The following is a 16938-nucleotide window of genomic DNA, read 5'->3' on the forward strand; positions in this document are numbered from 1 at the left end:
GCCGCAATGACGGGCTTCCCACCTATCCGGCCATGCCGGGTGCCGTCCGCGCGCGGATAGGATCGGCACATCATGACTGCAACCCTCGTCGCCAAGAAGCTCACCGCCGCGCACGGTGAGCGCACCCTCTTCGCCGATCTCGACCTCGTCGTCGCACCCGGTGACGTCATCGGCCTCGTCGGCGTGAACGGCGCCGGGAAGTCCACCCTGCTGCGGCTGCTCGCCGGGCTGGACACCCCCGAGACCGGGGAGCTGCGGCTCTCCCCGCCCACCGCGGCCGTCGGCCACCTCCCGCAGGAGCCGGAGCGCCGGCCCGAGGAGTCGGTCCGGGAGTTCCTGGCCCGCCGTACGGGCGTGGCGGCCGCGCAGGCCGAGCTCGACGCGGCGACGCAGGGCCTGGTGGACGGAACGCCCGGCGCGGACGACGCGTACGCGACCGCGCTCGACCGGTGGCTGGACCTCGGCGGCGCCGACCTCGACGAGCGCGCCGAGGAGGTCGCCGACGAGCTCGGCCTCACCGTCGGTCTCGACCTGCCCATGACGGCGCTCTCCGGCGGTCAGGCGGCCCGCGCGGGCCTCGCCTCGCTCCTCCTGTCGCGCTACGACGTCTTCCTGCTCGACGAGCCCACCAACGACCTGGACCTGGACGGTCTGGAGCGGCTGGAGCGGTTCGTCAAGGGGCTGCGCGCCGGCACGGTCGTGATCAGCCACGACCGCGAGTTCCTGACCCGGACGGTCACCAAGGTCCTCGAACTCGACCTCGCGCAGCAGCAGATCAACCTCTACGGCGGCGGCTACGACTCCTACCTGGAGGAGCGCGCACGGGCCCGCAGCCACGCGCGCGAGGAGTTCGAGGAGTACGCGGACAAGAAGGCCGCCCTCGAGGGCCGGGCCCAGATGCAGCGCAACTGGATGGACAAGGGCGTGCGCAACGCCCGCCGCAAGGCTTCCGACAACGACAAGATCGGCAAGAACCTGCGGGGCGAATCGAGCGAGAAGCAGGCCGCCAAGGCCCGCCAGACGGCGCGGGCGATCGAGCGGCTGGAGGTCGTCGACGAGCCCCGCAAGGAGTGGGAGCTGCGCATGGAGATCGCGGCGGCCCCGCGCTCCGGCTCGGTGGTGGCCACCCTGCGCGAGGCCGCGGTCAAGCGCGGGGACTTCGCCTTCGGCCCGGCGAGCCTGCAGATCGACTGGGCGGACCGGGTGGCGATCACCGGGGCGAACGGTGCGGGCAAGTCCACCCTCCTCGCCGTCCTGCTGGGCCGGCTGGCCCCGGATTCCGGCTCCGCCACCCTCGGCTCCGGCGTCCTGGTCGGCGAGGTGGACCAGGCGCGCGGCCTGTTCCTCGGCGACGAACCGCTGCTCGAAGCCTTCTGCGCGGCGGTCCCCGAGACCGAGCCGGCCGAGGTCCGCACCCTGCTGGCCAAGTTCGGCCTCAAGGCGGCCCACGTGCTGCGCCCGGCGGCGACCCTCTCTCCCGGCGAGCGCACCCGTGCCGCGCTCGCGCTGCTCCAGGGCCGCGGGGTGAACCTGCTGGTCCTTGACGAGCCGACCAACCACCTCGACCTGCCGGCGATCGAGCAGCTGGAATCGGCCCTCGACGCCTACGAGGGCACCCTCCTGCTGGTCACCCACGACCGCCGCATGTTGGACGCGGTGCACGTGACCCGCCGCCTGGAGGTCTCGGGCGGCAGGGTCACGGAGCTCTAGGCCGTCTCTTCCGGATCTTGCCGGTCAAGCCCGCGGCGTCTGGCGCCGTGCATCGCAAGGCGCCGGGAAGCCAGGACTACTGGGCGTAATCCGGCTTTCCGGCAACGCGGCGAGGTGCGGTGCCAGGCGTCGCGGGCGAGGCAAGATCCGGAAGAGACGGCCCAGGGCGGCCGTCCCCGGTGGTGTCCCGCCGGGCGCAGCGTTCGAGCGCCTCGCGCACCCGCCCGGCGGCCTCGTGGTCGTCGGGCGGCAGCCACGCGGCGAGCAGCTCGCCGGCCGCGATCAGCTCCGTCCGGTAGCGGGCCGGCTCCCCGCGCGTGCGGACCGGTAGGCCGACCAGTACGGCGTACGCCTCGGTCAGGCGGCCGGTGGCCAGCTTCCGGCGGATGCCGAACGCCATCCCGCTGCCGAAACCGCCCGCTGTTCCCATGGCCCTGCCCAGCAGGCCGCGGATGCGCTCGCCGGTCCCGTCCAGCGTCACGTGGACGTCGAACACTGCCACGACCTCGAGGAGTTCCCCGAGGAGCGCCTCCTCGCCGGGGGCGAAGTCCCAGAGCTCCCCGGCGCTGCCCAGCCGCTGCTCCGCGTCCGCGCGCGGGATGCCCAGCGCGTCGCACACCGCGAGTGCGGTGTCCCGGAAGTCGGCGCCGACCGCGAGTTCCGCGTACACCGCGGCGGGTGGCAGACCCGATGCCAGGGCAGCGCGGGCCCGCGCCACGGTCCCGGTCACGTGGCCGGGCCGGCCGCCGGGGCCCGGCGCTTGCGGGCCATCCTTCCGGCGACGAAGGTGCGCGGGAGGTGGCGGGCGGCGAGGGCGTAGGCGCGGTAGCGGCGGCCGGTGATGCTGACCGGGCGGCGCAGGGCGAGGTCCTTCAGGGCCCGCGCGACCACGGCCTCCGGCTCCAGCCAGACCGCGTCGCGCAGCGCGCTGACGTCCATGCCGGCCCGCTCCTGGAACTCAGTACGAGTGAAGCCGGGGACCACGGCCAGCACCCGGACCCCGTACGGAGCCATGTCCACCCGGAGGGACTCACTGAAGGCGGTGATCCAGGCCTTGGCGGCCCCGTAGGTCCCGGTCGGCAGGAGTCCCGCCACCGAGGAGACGTTGAGGACCGCGCCCCGGCGGCGGGCGCGCAGACCCGGCAGCACGGCGTGGGTGAGCCGGAGCGGGACCTTGACCAGCAGGTCGAGCATCCGCTCCTCGTCCTCGACCGGGCTGTACGGGAAGGGCGCGGGCAGCCCGAAGCCCGCGTTGTTGACCAGGATGTCCACGGGCCGAACCGGGTCGGCGAGCCGCTCGGCGACGGCCGCGCAGTCCGCGGGGTCCAGCAGGTCGGCGGGCAGCACCTCGGACGCGGCGGCGTACTCCCGAGCCAATTCGGCGGCGACGGCGTCGAGCCGGTCCTTGTCGCGGGCCACGAGGACCAGGTCGCAGCCCTTGGCGGCGAAGCCGCGGGCGAAGGCCGCGCCCAGTCCGGCGCTGGCCCCGGTGATCAGTACGGTGGTCAAGAGCGTTTCACTTCCCGGTGGTGGCGGGCGCGGCGTAGGCCTGGGCGACGTCGACGAGGAACCGGGCCTCGTCCGCCAGGTCCCCGTCCTCCTGCGAGGTGTGGATCGCGGCGGGCAGTTCCAGCGCCGCCGCCTCGCCCGGCTGTCCGGGCGCCCCGTCGAGCTTGGCCCGCCGGGCCTCCTTCAGTACGCGGGCCAGCGCGGCGGCGGTGGCCCGCTGCTCGGGGACCCCGTCTCCGGTGACCTGGCCGCGGGCCCGTTCCAGGGCGCCCGGGGCCACGTACTCGCCCAGGATCAATATCGCGTCGCGCGTCTCGATGACCTTGCGGTACACGAGCAGGTTGCGCGGGACCGGCGGCCACACCAGCTCCATCACGCGCCAGGCCCGCGGCTTGTTGAGCGCCACGTGCGGCACCGCTTCGACCAGGTCGCGCCACAGCGGCCACAGCCGCCAGGTGGTGGCGATGTCGGCGCAGGTCCGCCGGAGGGTGAACACGGTGGGCACGAGGATCGCGGCGGCGCGCAGCAGGCCGTGCAGGTTCATGAGCAGGGGAAGGGCGGGCATCGCCCAGGTGCTGCCGAACAGGGCCTTGAGCAGGTACGCCAGCCAGAACAGTCCGGCGAGCGCGGTGCCGAGGCCGAACAGTCGCAGCCCCGCGGCCAGGCCCCGGCTCTCGGTACGGCGGCTGTAGCGCGAGCACAGGGCCACGCAGACGATGTTGGCGGTCACGTGCGCGGAGATCAGGACCAGCCAGTACGCGAGGGAGGGCACCGGGTCGCCGACCGGCGGCATGGTGTGCGTGCCGTGGTCGGGCGCGGCCGTGTCCAGGGCCAGGAGCGCGCCGAGCCAGGCCACGGTGGCGACGCAGGCGGTGAGTTGGAGCCGGCGGCCGCGGGTGGTGGCGGCGACGAAGTAGAGGACGGCGCCGGCCGACAGTACCCCGATGAAGTTGCGGACGAGGCCGATGGTGTGGGCGTAGCCCGGGCCGCGGCCCATCGCGTACGAGACGACGTCCGGGAGGTTGAGGGTCATCGCGGCGGCGGCGGTGGCGACGGCCAGCCACAGGCCGCGCTGCTGGGGGGAGCGCAGGGCTCCGGGGGCGCGGAGCAGGACGGCGATCCACAGGCACACCACGCTGGGGACGGCGAGCCAGTTGCCGAAGTCGGTCAGGTCAGTTGCCATCGGTGCCCCGCTCGTACCCCATGGCGGACTCCAGTCGGGCCAGCGTGCCGTGCGCGCCGGTCGCGGACCGCGGACCGGTGTTCGCCGTGCGGATGCGGATCATGCTGGCGAGCATCTCCGCCTCCTGCTCCTGCCGGGTGGTGTAGTTGGTGCGGCCGAGCACCACGGGGGCGTTCCCGTCGCTCTCCTCCCCTTCCAGGGAGTGGTGCCCGAAGAGGATGTGGCCCAGCTCGTGGAGGACGATGTGCTCCCGGTGCAGCGGGGTGGTCTGCGCCTCGTAGAAGACGTAGTCGACGCTGGCCGTGCCCACCCACAGTCCGCAGACCCCTGACTCGGCCGCTTCCTTGGGGAGCGGATGGAGCCGGATGGGACGGCCGCGCCGCTCGGCTATCCGTCGACACAGGTCGTCGAGGGAGAAGGGGTGGGTCAGATCCAGATGGCCGAGAATCTGCTCGCACCTTTTGCGGATGCTGAGTTGCCGGTGGGGCATGTGATCCCTCTTCGGACCCTTTCCGGGGCAACGGCGGTAGGCGTGTATGGGCATGGGCATGACGTCCTGTGCCTTCAAGGCGGCCTCGGGGAATGTGGTCCTGAGGGGAAAACGCGGAAGCCCGTCCGCCGAGTGACGAACGGGCGTTCCACCATGCCTACAGATCTTGTACGCGAATTGGCAAGGCAAGTCCCCAGGTGGGGAAGCTATTCGGCCACTCGCTACGAAGGCCGACACGCGCCGGGTGGCTGCAAGACACCCTTGACGGCTCCTACTTCTTGCGGCGCTCCTCGGGGGCGGTGAGGCCCGCACGGCGCAGGGCGTCGGCCATCGCGCTGTTGGCGGGGGCGGGGGCGCTGCCGCCGCCCTGTCGACGGCCCTGGCCGCCCCGCTCGCCCTGGCCGCCGCGCTCGCCCTGGCCCCGGCCGCCCTCGCGGCCACCGGACCCGCCGCGCTGCTGCGGCGGACGGCCACCGCCGCCACCGCCGCCACCGCCGCCGCGCCGGTCCTCGCGCTGGCGCGGAGCGCCCGCGCCGCGCTCCGCCCCGGCCTCGTCCTCCAGCCGCAGGGTCAGCGAGATCCGCTTGCGCGGGATATCCACGTCCATGACCTTCACACGGACGATGTCGCCCGGCTTGACCACGTCCCGGGGGTCCTTGACGAAGGTCTTCGACAGCGCCGAGACGTGGGCCAGCCCGTCCTGGTGGACGCCGATGTCGATGAAGGCACCGAAGGCGGCCACGTTGGTGACCACGCCCTCCAGGATCATCCCGGGGGCCAGGTCGCCGATCTTCTCGACGCCCTCCTTGAAGGTGGCCGTCTTGAAGGCGGGACGCGGGTCGCGGCCCGGCTTCTCCAGCTCGCGCAGGATGTCCGTGACGGTGGGCAGGCCGAAGGCCTCGGTGACGAACTGCTCGGGCCGCAGCGAGCGCAGCACGCCCGAGTTGCCGATCAGGGCCGCCACCTCGCTGCCCGCCGTCTTGGCCATGCCCCGGACCACCGGATAGGCCTCGGGGTGCACGCTGGAGAAGTCCAGCGGGTCGTCCCCGCCGCGGATCCGCAGGAAGCCCGCGCACTGCTCGTACGCCTTCGGGCCGAGCCGGGCCACGTCCTTGAGCCCCTTGCGGCTGCGGAAGGGTCCGTTGGCGTCGCGGTGGGCCACGATGTTCTCGGCGAGGCCGCCGCTGATGCCCGAGACCCGCGAAAGCAGCGGCGCGGAGGCGGTGTTGACGTCCACTCCGACGCCGTTCACACAGTCCTCGACGACCGCGTCGAGCGAGCGCGAGAGCTTCACCTCGGACAGGTCGTGCTGGTACTGGCCGACGCCGATCGACTTCGGGTCGATCTTGACGAGCTCGGCGAGCGGGTCCTGCAGGCGGCGGGCGATGGAGACCGCGCCGCGCAGCGACACGTCCATGTCCGGCAGTTCCTGCGAGGCGAAGGCGGAGGCCGAGTACACGGAGGCGCCCGCCTCCGAGACCATCACCTTGGTGAGCTTCAGCTCCGGATGGCGCGTGATGAGGTCCCCGGCCAGCTTGTCGGTCTCGCGGGAGGCCGTGCCGTTGCCGATGGCGACCAGCTCGACGGAGTGTTCCTTCGCGAGGCGGGCGAGCTTGGCGAGGGACTCGTCCCACTTGTTGGCGGGCACGTGCGGGTAGATGACGTCCGTGGCCACGACCTTGCCGGTCGCGTCCACGACGGCGACCTTCACGCCGGTGCGGAAGCCCGGGTCCAGGCCGAGCGTCGCCCGGGTGCCGGCGGGCGCCGCGAGGAGCAGGTCGCGCAGGTTCGACGCGAAGACCCGTACCGCCTCGTCCTCGGCGGCCTGGCGCAGCCGCATCCGCAGGTCGATGCCGAGGTGCACCTGGATCTTCGTGCGCCAGGCCCAGCGGACCGTGTCGCCGAGCCACTTGTCGCCCGGGCGGCCCCGGTCGCCGACACCGAAGCGGCGGGCGATCATGCCTTCGTACGTGGACGGGCCGGGGACCTCGCTCGGCTCCTCCGGCTCCAGGACGAGGTCGAGGACGTCCTCCTTCTCGCCGCGCAGCATGGCGAGGACGCGGTGGGAGGGCAGCGCGGTGAACGGCTCGGTGAAGTCGAAGTAGTCGGCGAACTTGGCGCCCGCCTCCTCCTTGCCCTCACGGACCTTCGCCGCGAGGCGGCCGCGGCCCCACATGCGCTCGCGCAGTTCGCCGATCAGGTCGGCGTCCTCGCCGAACCGCTCGGTGAGGATGGCGCGGGCGCCCTCCAGGGCGGCGGCCGGGTCGGCGACGCCCTTGTCGGCGTCGACGAACGCGGCGGCGGCCGCGGCCGGTTCCACCGACGGGTCGGTCAGCAGGCCCTCGGCGAGCGGCTCCAGACCGGCCTCGCGGGCGATCTGCGCCTTGGTCCGCCGCTTGGGCTTGAAGGGCAGGTAGATGTCCTCCAGCCGGGCCTTGGTGTCGGCCGCGGCGATCCGCGCCGCCAGTTCGTCGGTGAGCTTGCCCTGCTCCCGTACGGAGTCCAGGACCGCCGCACGGCGGTCCTCCAGCTCCCGCAGGTACCGCAGCCGCTCCTCGAGGGTGCGCAGCTGGGCGTCGTCGAGCATCTCGGTCGCTTCCTTGCGGTAGCGCGCGATGAACGGCACGGTGGAGCCGCCGTCGAGCAGCTCGACGGCGGCCTTGACCTGCCGCTCCCGTACGCCGAGCTCCTCGGCGATCCTGCCTTCGATGGACGTCGTCACGATCGGGTCCCGCCTGCCTTCGTTTGCACTGGAAGGCTGCCAATTGTGGCAGGTGGCGGCGTCGGACGGTGGGAGCCCTGCCCGCCCCGCCGGTCAGGCCCGGCTGCGGAGGTCGCGCGGGAAGGCTCCGGCGCCGGTCGCCTGCGCGACGAAGGCGCCGCCGAGTTCGGCGAGGCGGGCCAGCCGCTCCTCGCCCAGGTGCTCGTACGGGGCCGCGTCGAGGCGGTCGGTGTCCGCCTCCAGGCGCTCGCGCACGGCCTGCCCCTCGTCGGTGAGCTCTCCGTCGACGTCGAGGATGCCGCGCGCACGCAGCCGCTCGGTCGCGGCGTCCAGGTCGGACTGCTCCCAGCCGCGGGTGGCCTTTATCCACTTCGCACTCATGCCGCGGCCGGTGGCGGTGTGGCTGACCAGGGCCTCCACCGGGTCCAGGCCGGCGAGGAGCAGGGCGGCGAGGTGGCCGTCGCCGCGGTGCTCGCGCAGCAGGGTGGTGGCGTGCCACAGCCGCAGGTGCGCGGCCTCGGGTACGGGGAGGTCGGCGTGGGCGGCGTAGAGGGTGCGGGCGTGCCGGGTGCAGCCCTCGGTGGCGAGCACGGCCAGGTCGGCGGCCTCGGCCATCTCGGCCGACTCCACGGTCTCGGTGCCCAGGAGCCGGTGCAGGGTGCTGTCGGCGGCACGCAGCCGGGCGGCGAGGACCTGCTCGGGCGTGGCGGTGTCCCAGACGGCGGGCAGGTGCCGGGTGAGGAGGTCGTGACGGTAGTTGTAGAAGGTGGCGGTCACCGTGCCGGGGCCGACGGCGCCCATGGCGGCGGACCGGCTCGCGAGGTTGACGGCGACCGGGTCCTCGATCCCGAGGGGGGCGAGCTCCTTGGCGAGATCCGGCGAGAAGTAGATCGTCGCGTGCAGCGGGTTGATCGCAGTATGCCAACAGCGACGGGCGGCGAGCGGGTGAAGGGTCATGCCGCGGAGGATACCGACTGTTCGGTACGTCGGACAGGGCGGCCCCCGAGGTCATCGGGCCGGGGCTGTTTCAGCGGCTGGGCAACCGCCAGGACCGGCTCTCCGCGCGCGCCTGCTCGGCGGGCACCTCCCGGACGAGGTGGTAGAGGTTCTCGAAGTACTCCTGCCACCGGTTGGGGTCCGGCAGGGAGTTCTGTGCGCGCCGGGCGCGTTCCACCGCCACCAACGGCTCCATCTTCTCCCACACCGTGATCACCGATCCGCCCAGGTAGCCGGAGACGGGCTCGATGTCCACCACGCCGTGCGTCACGAGAGCGCCGAGGTTGTCGTAGTACCAAGCCAGCTCGCGGACGAGTTCCTGCCCTTCGGCCGGTAGGCCCGCCAGCCCCAGCGACAGGTCGCAGGCGGGCAGTTCCTCGTGGACGAAGCTGCGCGCCCGTGCCAGCCGTACGCTGCGGTGTTCCCTGAACAGGTCCACCACCACGGGCAGCGTGTTGGCATGCTCCGTGAGCCGCAGCTGTCGCCACGACACCGCGCCCGAGATTCCGAGCGCCACCAACGACACCGCCAACGCCGCGATCTCCATTTCTCCCCCTCCGGCCAACACTCACGATCCCCCGTTCCCCGCCCGGGGCCGCCCCACACCGCCGACCGGGCGCGAGGGCGACCAGGCACCCCACAGGGGCGGGTGTGCGGCACGGGGGCGTCGTGTCGATTCGGACGTTCCCGCAGGCGGGACCGGGTGGTCGGGGGCGGCGTCGGATCCGGGTCGCCGGGCGGTCGGACCGCAGGCCGAGGCGGGTGTGCCGGGGCGCCCGGTACGCCCGCGGGCGGCCTCGGCACCGTCCCGTGCGCGTACGCGTGACGGCCGAATGGCGATCGTGTGACAGCAGGGGCCATGGACATGACCTGAGCGGTCACGGGTGAATACGGTCGAGCGACAAGGCCTTGGCCACTCTGTGAACCGATCTGTCTCCCCTACCACTTGGAGCCATTCGTGCACCGCAAAGTCATCGCCCCGAGCGTGCTCGCCGCTTCCCTCCTGCTGGTGATCCCGGCGTCGGCGGCGGGTTCGGGTTCGGGCGCCCCGGGTATCGGCGATCCCTACTACCCGGCCAGCGGCAACGGCGGATACGACGTGTCGCACTACGACCTGCGCCTGCAGTACCAGCCGAAGACGGACCTGCTGGAAGGCACGGCCACCCTGCTGGCCACCGCCAAGCAGGACCTGTCCCGCTTCAACCTGGACTTCGGCCTCCAGGTCAGCGAGATCCGGGTCAACGGGCTCAAGGCGAAGTTCGCCGCGTCCGGCTCCCACGAGCTGGAGGTCACCCCGGCGAAGCCGCTGGCGCGCAACACCCCGCTGTCCGTCGTCGTCAAGTACGCCGGGAAGCCCTCCGAGCTGAAGGTGGACGGCTGGACGGCCTGGCAGCGCACGCCCGACGGCGCGGTCGCGGCGCAGGAGCCCGACTCGGCGGTCTGGTGGTTCCCGAGCAACGACCACCCGCTGGACAAGGCCACCTTCGACATCTCGGTCAACGTGCCCGACGGCACCCAGGCGATCAGCAACGGCGTGCTGCAGTCCCAGACCTCACGGCTCGGCTGGACCCGGTACAACTGGCGTTCCAACAAGCCGCAGGCGACCTACCTGGCCACCCTCGCCGTCGGCAAGTTCGACATCACCACCGACAAGACGGCGAGCGGGCTGCCGATCCTCAACGCGTACAGCAAGGACCTCGGCGACAACGCCGGCGCGGCGCGCGCGAGCGTGGAGCGGACCGGCGAGGTCACCGAGTGGCTGGAGGGGGTCTTCGGACCGTACCCCTTCAACGCGCTCGGCGGCTACGTGCCGAACGTGACCGCCGGCTTCGCGCTGGAGACCCAGACGCGGCCGTTCTACGGACCGGGGCAGTTCCGCAACGGGGCCAACGTCTCGGTGGTCGTGCACGAGCTGGCCCACCAGTGGTACGGCGACAGCGTGTCCGTCGAGGGCTGGAAGGACATCTGGATCAACGAGGGCTTCGCCCGCTACAGCCAGTGGCTGTGGTCGGAGAAGGAGGGCGAGGGCACGGCGCAGGAGCTGGCCGACTGGGCCTATGCCCTGCGCCCGGCCGAGGACGCGTTCTGGCAGGTCAAGCCGGGTGACCCGGGTCCGGAGAACCAGTTCCACGGGGCCGTCTACGACCGTGGTGGCATCGCCCTGCAGGCGCTGCGCAACGAGATCGGCGACGAGAAGTTCTTCGAGATCCTGAAGGGCTGGCCGACCGAGCGGGCCTACGGGAACGCCAAGGTCGGGGACTTCGTCCGGTACGCCGAGAAGGTCTCGAAGAAGCCCCTCGCGCAGCTCTTCGAGACCTGGCTCTACACCCCGGGCAAGCCGGCCGCCTCGGCCCTGAACCCGTCGGCGGCGGGGCCCTCGGCCCGCTCGTCGCAGCAGTCCGCCCCGGCGAAGCCCGCCGCGGAGCCCAAGTCCTGGAAGAAGATCGCGGAGACCAACACGATCCACGACACCGAGCACGGTTCCGGGCCCGGCCACCGGCACTGAGCCGGCACCGCACGCGGCCCCCGCATCCGGCGGGGGCCGCGTGCGGTGCGGGGGCCGTCAGCGGCGGCCCGCGTGCCAGGCGGCCCGCGCCCGGTGGGCGATCGGCAGGTACCGCAGTCGCTCCGGCAGCAGCGGTACGAGGATCCGTACGACCGTGCTGAACCGCCGGAGCGTGCGCTCCTGGGCCGGGCTCCACTCCAGGCCGATCGCGGCGCGGGCCTCGGGCGGCATGTAGCCGACGGTGACGAAGGCCCGCAGGCGCAGGAACGCAGCACGCAGCACCGGCCAGGTGAGCCGCAGCAGCAGCCGTACGGGGAGCGGTCCGCCCTCGGGCCGGGGCAGCCGCACTTCGGTGGAGATCAGCTCGCGGGCGACCGCGGTGGGCTCGATCTCCTCGGCCAGCATCCGGCCCCAGTACGTCCAGTACTCCTCGATACTCTGCGGCATGTCCCGGTCGTGCAGGCCGAGGATCCGGCCCACCTGGAGCCACTCCTGGTAGAGCTGCCGCTCCTGGGCCGGGGTGAAGCGGCGCAGCAGGTAGCGCCCCGCGTAGACGTAGACCGGGAAGCCGGTGGCGTGCACCCAGGCGTAGCAGGCGGGGTCGAGGGAGTGGTAGCGGCGGCCCCGGGTGTCGGTGCCCTGGATGTCCTTGTGCAGGCGGCGCACCCGGCGGCCCTCCGCCGCCGCCTCCTTCCCGCCGTACACCCACAGCTGGACCGAGCGCAGGGAGCGCTCGCCGCGGCCCCAGGGGTCGGTGCGGAAGACGGAGTACTCGTCGACACCGGCCGCGATCGCGGGGTGGGCGACCTGCATGGTGAAGGCGGCGGGCAGCATCAGCAGGGCGCGGACGTCACCGGCGATGGTCCACAGCACCCCGCCGGGCGGGGGCGGCTCGGGGTCGGTGCGGCGCGTGGCCGCAGGTCCGGCGGGGGGTGCTGAGTCCGTCTTCGTCATACGACAAGTATGCGAGCACCGGACGGCCGTCTCACGGACAGAAAGTCTCTGCACGGGTGTTACCCAGAGGTAACTGCTGCTGCTTGTATGACGGGCGTCGATCTTCCCCCGCAGGAATGACGGAGACCTTCATGCTGCTTTCCACGACCCGCTCGCGCCGCGCCGCCGCCACGGCCGTCGCCGCGGTCGCCGCAGGCGCACTGGCCACCACCACCGCGCCCGCCGCTTCGGCCGCGGAGACCGCCGCCGCCCCCCGGCTCAGCGTCCTGTCGTACAACGTGTTCCTGATGAGCAAGAACCTGTACCCGAACTGGGGCCAGGACCACCGGGCCGCCGAGATCCCCAAGACCTCCTTCTACAAGGGCCACGACGTGGTCGTGCTCCAGGAGGCCTTCGACAACAGCTCCTCGGACGCGCTGAAGGCCAACTCCGCCGTGCAGTACCCGTACCAGACCCCCGTCGTCGGCCGCAGCAAGAGCGGCTGGGACGCCACGGGCGGCGCGTACTCCGCCACCACCCCGGAGGACGGCGGGGTCACGATCCTCAGCAAGTGGCCGATCGTCCGCAAGGAGCAGGTCGTCTACAAGGACGCGTGCGGCGCCGACTGGTGGTCCAACAAGGGCTTCGCCTACGTCGTCCTGAACGTGAACGGCACCAAGGTGCACGTGGTCGGCACGCACGCGCAGTCCACCGACCCCGGCTGCGGCGCGGGCGAGGCCGCGGAGATGCGCGCCCGTCAGTTCCGTGCCGTGGACGCCTTCCTGGACGGGAAGAACATTCCGGCGAGCGAGCAGGTCATCGTGGCGGGCGACCTCAACGTCGACTCGCGCACGCCCGAGTACGCGAGCCTGCTCGCCAACGCCGACCTGGCGGACTCCGACACCCGTACGGGGCACCCGTACTCCTTCGACACCGCGCTGAACTCGATAGCCAACTACCGCTACCCGACCGACCCGCGCGAGGACCTGGACTACGTCCTCTACCGCAAGGGCAACGCCCGCCCGGCGGGCTGGGAGAACAACGTGGTCAAGGAGCAGTCGGCACCCTGGACGGTCTCCAGCTGGGGCACCTCCTACACCTACACCAACCTCTCCGACCACTACCCGCTGATCGGCCGCTAGCCCTGTCGTCCTTGCGCGCCTCACTCGACCTCACCCGGCAGTCAACGAGCGTCATCGACACCGGCTGGGCCAGCCAGTGGTACGGCGTCTCCTGAACAGCACAACACCCCCTTCCGGCCCTTCGGGGTCGGGAGGGGGCGCTTTCGTACGTCCGGGCTCAGTCCAGCGGGAGGGCCTGGTGTGCAGCCACGATCACGTCGATGCGGTGCGCAAGGTCGAAGTCAGCCCGCGTCAGTCGGTTGCCCGCGTCGTGCGTCGTGATCGAGGCACGCAGGTGGTCGATACGGAGGTCGAGGTCGGCGTGATGCTGGATGCGCCGGGACCGGTCTGCGATGGTGACGATCGCGGCCACCGCGGCGTGGTAGCGGATCTCGTACGTCCGGGTGATCGCATCGCCCTCCTGTACCCAGCCCGGCAGCTTCTCCAGGCCTTCGGCGATCTCCTCGTGCGTCAACGGCTTCGGTACACCCATGTCAGCTCCCCTCGTTCACGGGCGCCAGAACCTCCGCGAGGTCCCGGCCTACCGGGGCATCGTGCCACGGCCGCATGGCCCGCTCCAGGCCCCGCAGTTCACGCAGCATGCGGGCCGACCGGGTCTCGGCCGCGATCTCGGCGGCCGCGCGGGCGATCTCGACGGCTTGTTCCGGCTGGCGGGCGCCGGCCGCCGCGGTGGCGTGCCGGGCGAGGTACACGCCGCGGTCCCGGCGGGCCGTCGCGGGTACCTCATCGAGGACCTGCGACCACAGATGCCCGGCCTCCCGGCCGAGGCCGAGCCGCCCGTAGCAGGTGGCCCGTTGCACCTCGAGGTAGCCGGGGGTGCGGCGGCAGGCGTTGCCCCAGGGCAGGTCGTCGTCGACGCGGCAGAGGAGCTCTCCGGCGTCGTCGATGAGCCGGTCGACGGCCGTACGGTCGCCTGTGAGGCTGGCGCCGTGGGCCTGCTGCTGCATCGCCATGATCCGCACCTTCGGGAACAGGCGGTCGTCGTCGAGGGCGGCTTCGCACAGGTCGATGACACCGTGGCCGTCGCCGAGGTCGGTCCGCACGTGGGCGAGGTTGACGAGGCTGTAGCCGATGAGGTGCGGGTCCTGGGACCTGGCCGCTATTTCCTGCGTGATGCCCCGCCAGAACGCGGCCGCGCCGAGGTCGCCGGCGTCTTGGTAGAGCCAGCCGACGAGCGCCGCGTACGCGGCTCCGACGCGCAGCAGCCCGCGCCGGGTCTCGCCCTGCGCGGACCGGACGAGCTTGTCGATGAGCTGGTACTGGGCAGACACGGTGCCGATGAGGTCGTGCGGCCCGAGGAACATGTCGGCCCGGTAGTGGCCCTCCAACTGCTGCTGGAAGTAGTCGATGAGCGCGGGGTCGACGTGCTGCCTGGCGGTAGGGCCGGGCAGGAGCGCGGCCGCGGTGACGTTGACGAAGGTCCTGCGGTTCACGTCTTCCTCTTGGTGTGCCTCGGGGCGGATCCAGCCGGCGGGTGCCGTGAATCCCAGCTCCTCGGGCCACCGTCCGAGCGCGTCATGCAGCACGGTCGCGGTCTCTTCCGGCGGCCAGCCGGGTGCACCGCCTTCCCACCGGCGCCACGTGCGCGCGCTGACGGTGAAATGGGCGTCGTCGAGGAACCGTTGGCCGTGCGCCTGTAGCGCGCCGGCGGCCTGTTCGATGCTGCGCCACCCGACCCGGAGTCGGGCGGCCCTGAGCGCGTCGTTTCGGGGGCTCACGGCCCCAGTGTGAGGTGTCATCGCGTCTGTCCCCGGCCGTGGCCGCTACGTGACCACCGATGGCCACGCGATGGCCTATCTGCCCATCTGCGTGCCCGCCCATCATCCTCCTATGACGACGAGCAGCGCAGACGAACAGCACCGCAGAACAGGCGTGTTGCCGGAACTGTGGCCGGGGCCCAGTGCTGAGCTGGTGGCTCGTGCGGCTGTCGGCTGGGAGCGGTTCCTTCGCTCCGCGGCAAAGCACGTGGAGCCGTCCGATGACTGAAACGTACGAGTACCAGCCTCACCGGCTGCTACGTGAGCGGGTCCGCGACATCGCCTCCGGCATCGAGGGCCAGCTCATGGCCGTCATCACCGAGGGCGTCAACGACATCGCGTACATCAGGAAGTCGGACGGCCGGGAGTTCACGACCGCCGCGGCCAACGTGCAGGCAGCCGGCCAGTGAGTGTGCTCGGGCGTCAGGCCCTGTACGTCGCGATCGGGTTCGGCGTGCTCGCCGTGATCGTCGTCGGCACCTGTTGATCTGACCAACCAACGAGGAGACCCCATGGCCAGCCCACCCCCGCCCCCATGTAGTGCCGGTAAGGGCGAAACCCCGACTCCGGCTATCGGCGCCACCCTCACAGCGCCCCGCCGCACCAGCGACCCGCGCAGCCTTCTCTCCGCCGACGACTTCATGACCGTCACGGCCACTCTGGCCCGCCAGCACCCCGAGCTGGGCTGGGTCGCCGCAGAGCAGCGGGTGGTTGAGGCCCTGAAGTTCGTCGCCACGGTCGCGCACAGCGCTGCCGCCGAGCTCGCCCCCTCCGGCCCGGTCAATGCCGGCTGGCACGCCCTGATCTCCTGCACCGTGGTCTACGCCGAACTGTGCGCGCGGTTGGGTACGGTCGTCCACCACCACCCCGAGGTCACCGGGGCGGCAACTCCCGCACCCGGCTGGTTGGACCGCACCACGGCCGCGATCGAGGCCGCCGGGTACGACATCGCCACGGACCTGTGGTGATCACCACCGAGTACGTGACGTCGACAACCGACGTCGTCGCCTGTGAGGCCTGCTGGGTCGAACTGGTCGAAGCCGTTCGCACGACGGCACACAGTCACGGCCGGGACCTGCTGTGCATCCCCTGCGCCGAGGCCGGCTATCCGCCCCGCGTCACCCTGTTCCCCCCGCTCGGAATCTACGGACTCAACGGAAGGAAGCTGAAGATGGGCAAGCACGGCTCCGGAAGCCCGAAGCTGCCGCCGGATCCCGGCCCGCCGCTGCCGTCTCCGCCGCCCACCCCGACACCCGGCCGCCCGCCGGTGTAGGGCCGTGAGACTGCCCCGGCCGGCAATCCCCCGTCGGCCGGAGCTACTCGCGGACCAGCTGTGCGAGCGGTACACCGATGGCGTCGGCAGTGAGGATGAGGGTGTCGAGGCGAGCCGCGGCATGACCGCCCTCGATGCGATTGAGCGTGTGCCGTTCGATGCCGGCCCGCCGGGCGACCTCCTCTTGGGTGAGGTGCGCGCGCCGGCGCGCTGCCCGAATGTTTTCGCCGATCTGCCTGCGGCGGGTGAGTACCAACTCGTCCGACCACTACCCGCTGATCGGACGCTAGGGAGACGGCGTCCTGTCGGACCGGGCCGGTGGCGCCCGGTCCGACAGCACCGCCGTCAGCGCCGGCCGCCGGGTGGCGGGGACGCGGAGGGCGGCTCGGCCGCGTCGACCTCCGGATCGCCGGACGGGCCGATGCGGATCTCGAATTCGCCGCCGTACTCCTCGTGGCCCGCGGCCACGGCCACGGCCACGGCTTCCTCGCCCCGTTCGCCCTGGATGATCAGCGGGTCCCGGCGCAGGTCCCGCATGAGTGCCACGCACATACCGATCATGACCAGGGTGAACGGCGCCGCCACGAGGATCGTCAGGTTCTGCAGTCCGGCGAGCGCGTCGCCCTCGCCGTTGCCGATGAGCAGCATGACGGCCGCGCGGCGGCTCACCCGCTCCGCTCCCCCGGTGCGGTGAGCGCGGATCCGGCCCACCGCACC

At 72.2% G+C, this 16938-nt stretch carries 17 protein-coding genes and 1 pseudogene; 6 read left to right on the forward strand and 12 right to left on the reverse strand.

Going from position 1 to position 16938, the window contains the following annotated elements:
* The first annotated feature begins 72 nt into the window (after positions 1-72).
* Positions 73-1710: an ABC-F family ATP-binding cassette domain-containing protein gene (locus OG207_RS08900; RefSeq protein ID WP_329097460.1), complete on the forward strand. Its 1638-nt coding sequence runs from the start codon at positions 73-75 to the stop codon at positions 1708-1710.
* A 76-nt stretch (positions 1711-1786) separates the two neighbouring features.
* On the opposite strand, the gene OG207_RS08905 is transcribed toward OG207_RS08900, so the two are convergent.
* The 7 genes from OG207_RS08905 to OG207_RS08935 form a co-directional block, all read right to left on the reverse strand.
* Complete coding sequence (locus OG207_RS08905) at positions 1787-2440, reverse strand: hypothetical protein (RefSeq protein ID WP_329097462.1); 654 nt, start codon at positions 2438-2440, stop codon at positions 1787-1789.
* A complete protein-coding gene (locus OG207_RS08910; RefSeq protein ID WP_329097463.1) occupies positions 2437-3219 on the reverse strand; it encodes an SDR family NAD(P)-dependent oxidoreductase in 783 nt (260 codons plus the stop codon). Before OG207_RS08910 ends, OG207_RS08905 begins: the two co-directional genes overlap by 4 nt.
* A gap of 7 nt (positions 3220-3226) precedes the next feature.
* The gene (locus tag OG207_RS08915; protein ID WP_329097465.1) at positions 3227-4402 is read right to left on the reverse strand and encodes an MAB_1171c family putative transporter; all 1176 of its coding nucleotides are present in this window, start codon (positions 4400-4402) and stop codon (positions 3227-3229) included.
* Positions 4392-4892 carry a hypothetical protein gene (locus OG207_RS08920; protein WP_329097467.1) on the reverse strand — a complete coding sequence of 167 codons (501 nt, stop codon included), beginning with the start codon at positions 4890-4892 and terminating at the stop codon, positions 4392-4394. Before OG207_RS08920 ends, OG207_RS08915 begins: the two co-directional genes overlap by 11 nt.
* Positions 4893-5163: 271 nt before the next feature.
* On the reverse strand, positions 5164-7614 hold the full coding sequence (locus OG207_RS08925) for a Tex family protein (RefSeq protein WP_329097469.1): 2451 nt from the start codon (positions 7612-7614) through the stop codon (positions 5164-5166).
* A 93-nt stretch (positions 7615-7707) separates the two neighbouring features.
* Complete coding sequence (locus tag OG207_RS08930; RefSeq protein ID WP_329097471.1) at positions 7708-8571, reverse strand: SCO6745 family protein; 864 nt, start codon at positions 8569-8571, stop codon at positions 7708-7710.
* A 70-nt stretch (positions 8572-8641) separates the two neighbouring features.
* Positions 8642-9157, reverse strand: coding sequence for a DUF4760 domain-containing protein (locus tag OG207_RS08935; RefSeq protein ID WP_329097473.1), 516 nt, complete (start codon positions 9155-9157; stop codon positions 8642-8644).
* A gap of 411 nt (positions 9158-9568) precedes the next feature.
* Here OG207_RS08935 and OG207_RS08940 point away from each other — a divergent pair, with 411 nt between their 5' ends.
* The gene (locus OG207_RS08940) at positions 9569-11116 is read left to right on the forward strand and encodes a M1 family metallopeptidase (protein ID WP_329097475.1); all 1548 of its coding nucleotides are present in this window, start codon (positions 9569-9571) and stop codon (positions 11114-11116) included.
* Between the two features lie 57 nt (positions 11117-11173).
* Here the strand turns inward: OG207_RS08940 and OG207_RS08945 are convergent, their stop codons facing one another.
* The gene (locus tag OG207_RS08945) at positions 11174-12070 is read right to left on the reverse strand and encodes an oxygenase MpaB family protein (RefSeq protein WP_329097477.1); all 897 of its coding nucleotides are present in this window, start codon (positions 12068-12070) and stop codon (positions 11174-11176) included.
* Positions 12071-12201: 131 nt separating this feature from the next.
* Between OG207_RS08945 and sph the strand changes: the two genes are divergently transcribed.
* Positions 12202-13191 (forward strand): sphingomyelin phosphodiesterase, encoded by a 990-nt coding sequence (sph, locus tag OG207_RS08950; protein ID WP_329097480.1) that lies wholly within the window; start codon positions 12202-12204, stop codon positions 13189-13191.
* Between the two features lie 157 nt (positions 13192-13348).
* Here the strand turns inward: sph and OG207_RS08955 are convergent, their stop codons facing one another.
* Positions 13349-13663: a 4a-hydroxytetrahydrobiopterin dehydratase gene (locus tag OG207_RS08955; protein ID WP_329097481.1), complete on the reverse strand. Its 315-nt coding sequence runs from the start codon at positions 13661-13663 to the stop codon at positions 13349-13351.
* Position 13664: 1 nt separating this feature from the next.
* Positions 13665-14930, reverse strand: a complete 1266-nt coding sequence (locus OG207_RS08960; RefSeq protein WP_329097483.1) for a Twin-arginine translocation pathway signal — start codon at positions 14928-14930, stop codon at positions 13665-13667.
* A gap of 239 nt (positions 14931-15169) precedes the next feature.
* Here OG207_RS08960 and OG207_RS08965 point away from each other — a divergent pair, with 239 nt between their 5' ends.
* The 3 genes from OG207_RS08965 to OG207_RS08975 all read left to right on the forward strand — a co-directional run bounded on the left by OG207_RS08965 (position 15170) and on the right by OG207_RS08975 (position 16221).
* Positions 15170-15358: a hypothetical protein gene (locus tag OG207_RS08965; protein WP_327382271.1), complete on the forward strand. Its 189-nt coding sequence runs from the start codon at positions 15170-15172 to the stop codon at positions 15356-15358.
* Between the two features lie 231 nt (positions 15359-15589).
* Positions 15590-15916: a hypothetical protein gene (locus tag OG207_RS08970; protein ID WP_329097485.1), complete on the forward strand. Its 327-nt coding sequence runs from the start codon at positions 15590-15592 to the stop codon at positions 15914-15916.
* 14 nt (positions 15917-15930) lie between these two features.
* Positions 15931-16221 carry a hypothetical protein gene (locus OG207_RS08975; RefSeq protein WP_329097486.1) on the forward strand — a complete coding sequence of 97 codons (291 nt, stop codon included), beginning with the start codon at positions 15931-15933 and terminating at the stop codon, positions 16219-16221.
* Positions 16222-16264: 43 nt separating this feature from the next.
* Here the strand turns inward: OG207_RS08975 and OG207_RS08980 are convergent, their stop codons facing one another.
* The gene (locus tag OG207_RS08980) at positions 16265-16477 is read right to left on the reverse strand and encodes a helix-turn-helix domain-containing protein (RefSeq protein WP_329097487.1); all 213 of its coding nucleotides are present in this window, start codon (positions 16475-16477) and stop codon (positions 16265-16267) included.
* An 89-nt stretch (positions 16478-16566) separates the two neighbouring features.
* Positions 16567-16878: pseudogene (locus OG207_RS08985) on the reverse strand (BCCT family transporter); the annotation flags it as partial.
* Between the last annotated feature and the right edge of the window lie 60 nt (positions 16879-16938).

Source organism: Streptomyces sp. NBC_01439 (assembly GCF_036227605.1).
Lineage (GTDB): Bacteria > Actinomycetota > Actinomycetes > Streptomycetales > Streptomycetaceae > Streptomyces.

What these genes read in the sequence shown, in the direction of transcription:
- OG207_RS08930 (WP_329097471.1), bottom strand. Translation starts at nt 8,571, where the DNA reads ATGACCCTTCACCCGCTCGCCGCCCGTCGCTGTTGGCATACTGCGATC.
- OG207_RS08970 (WP_329097485.1), top strand. Translation starts at nt 15,590, where the DNA reads ATGACCGTCACGGCCACTCTGGCCCGCCAGCACCCCGAGCTGGGCTGG.
- OG207_RS08945 (WP_329097477.1), bottom strand. Translation starts at nt 12,070, where the DNA reads ATGACGAAGACGGACTCAGCACCCCCCGCCGGACCTGCGGCCACGCGC.
- OG207_RS08935 (WP_329097473.1), bottom strand. Translation starts at nt 9,157, where the DNA reads ATGGAGATCGCGGCGTTGGCGGTGTCGTTGGTGGCGCTCGGAATCTCG.
- OG207_RS08965 (WP_327382271.1), top strand. Translation starts at nt 15,170, where the DNA reads ATGACTGAAACGTACGAGTACCAGCCTCACCGGCTGCTACGTGAGCGG.
- OG207_RS08920 (WP_329097467.1), bottom strand. Translation starts at nt 4,892, where the DNA reads ATGCCCCACCGGCAACTCAGCATCCGCAAAAGGTGCGAGCAGATTCTC.
- sph (WP_329097480.1), top strand. Translation starts at nt 12,202, where the DNA reads ATGCTGCTTTCCACGACCCGCTCGCGCCGCGCCGCCGCCACGGCCGTC.
- OG207_RS08900 (WP_329097460.1), top strand. Translation starts at nt 73, where the DNA reads ATGACTGCAACCCTCGTCGCCAAGAAGCTCACCGCCGCGCACGGTGAG.
- OG207_RS08955 (WP_329097481.1), bottom strand. Translation starts at nt 13,663, where the DNA reads ATGGGTGTACCGAAGCCGTTGACGCACGAGGAGATCGCCGAAGGCCTG.
- OG207_RS08915 (WP_329097465.1), bottom strand. Translation starts at nt 4,402, where the DNA reads ATGGCAACTGACCTGACCGACTTCGGCAACTGGCTCGCCGTCCCCAGC.
- OG207_RS08960 (WP_329097483.1), bottom strand. Translation starts at nt 14,930, where the DNA reads ATGACACCTCACACTGGGGCCGTGAGCCCCCGAAACGACGCGCTCAGG.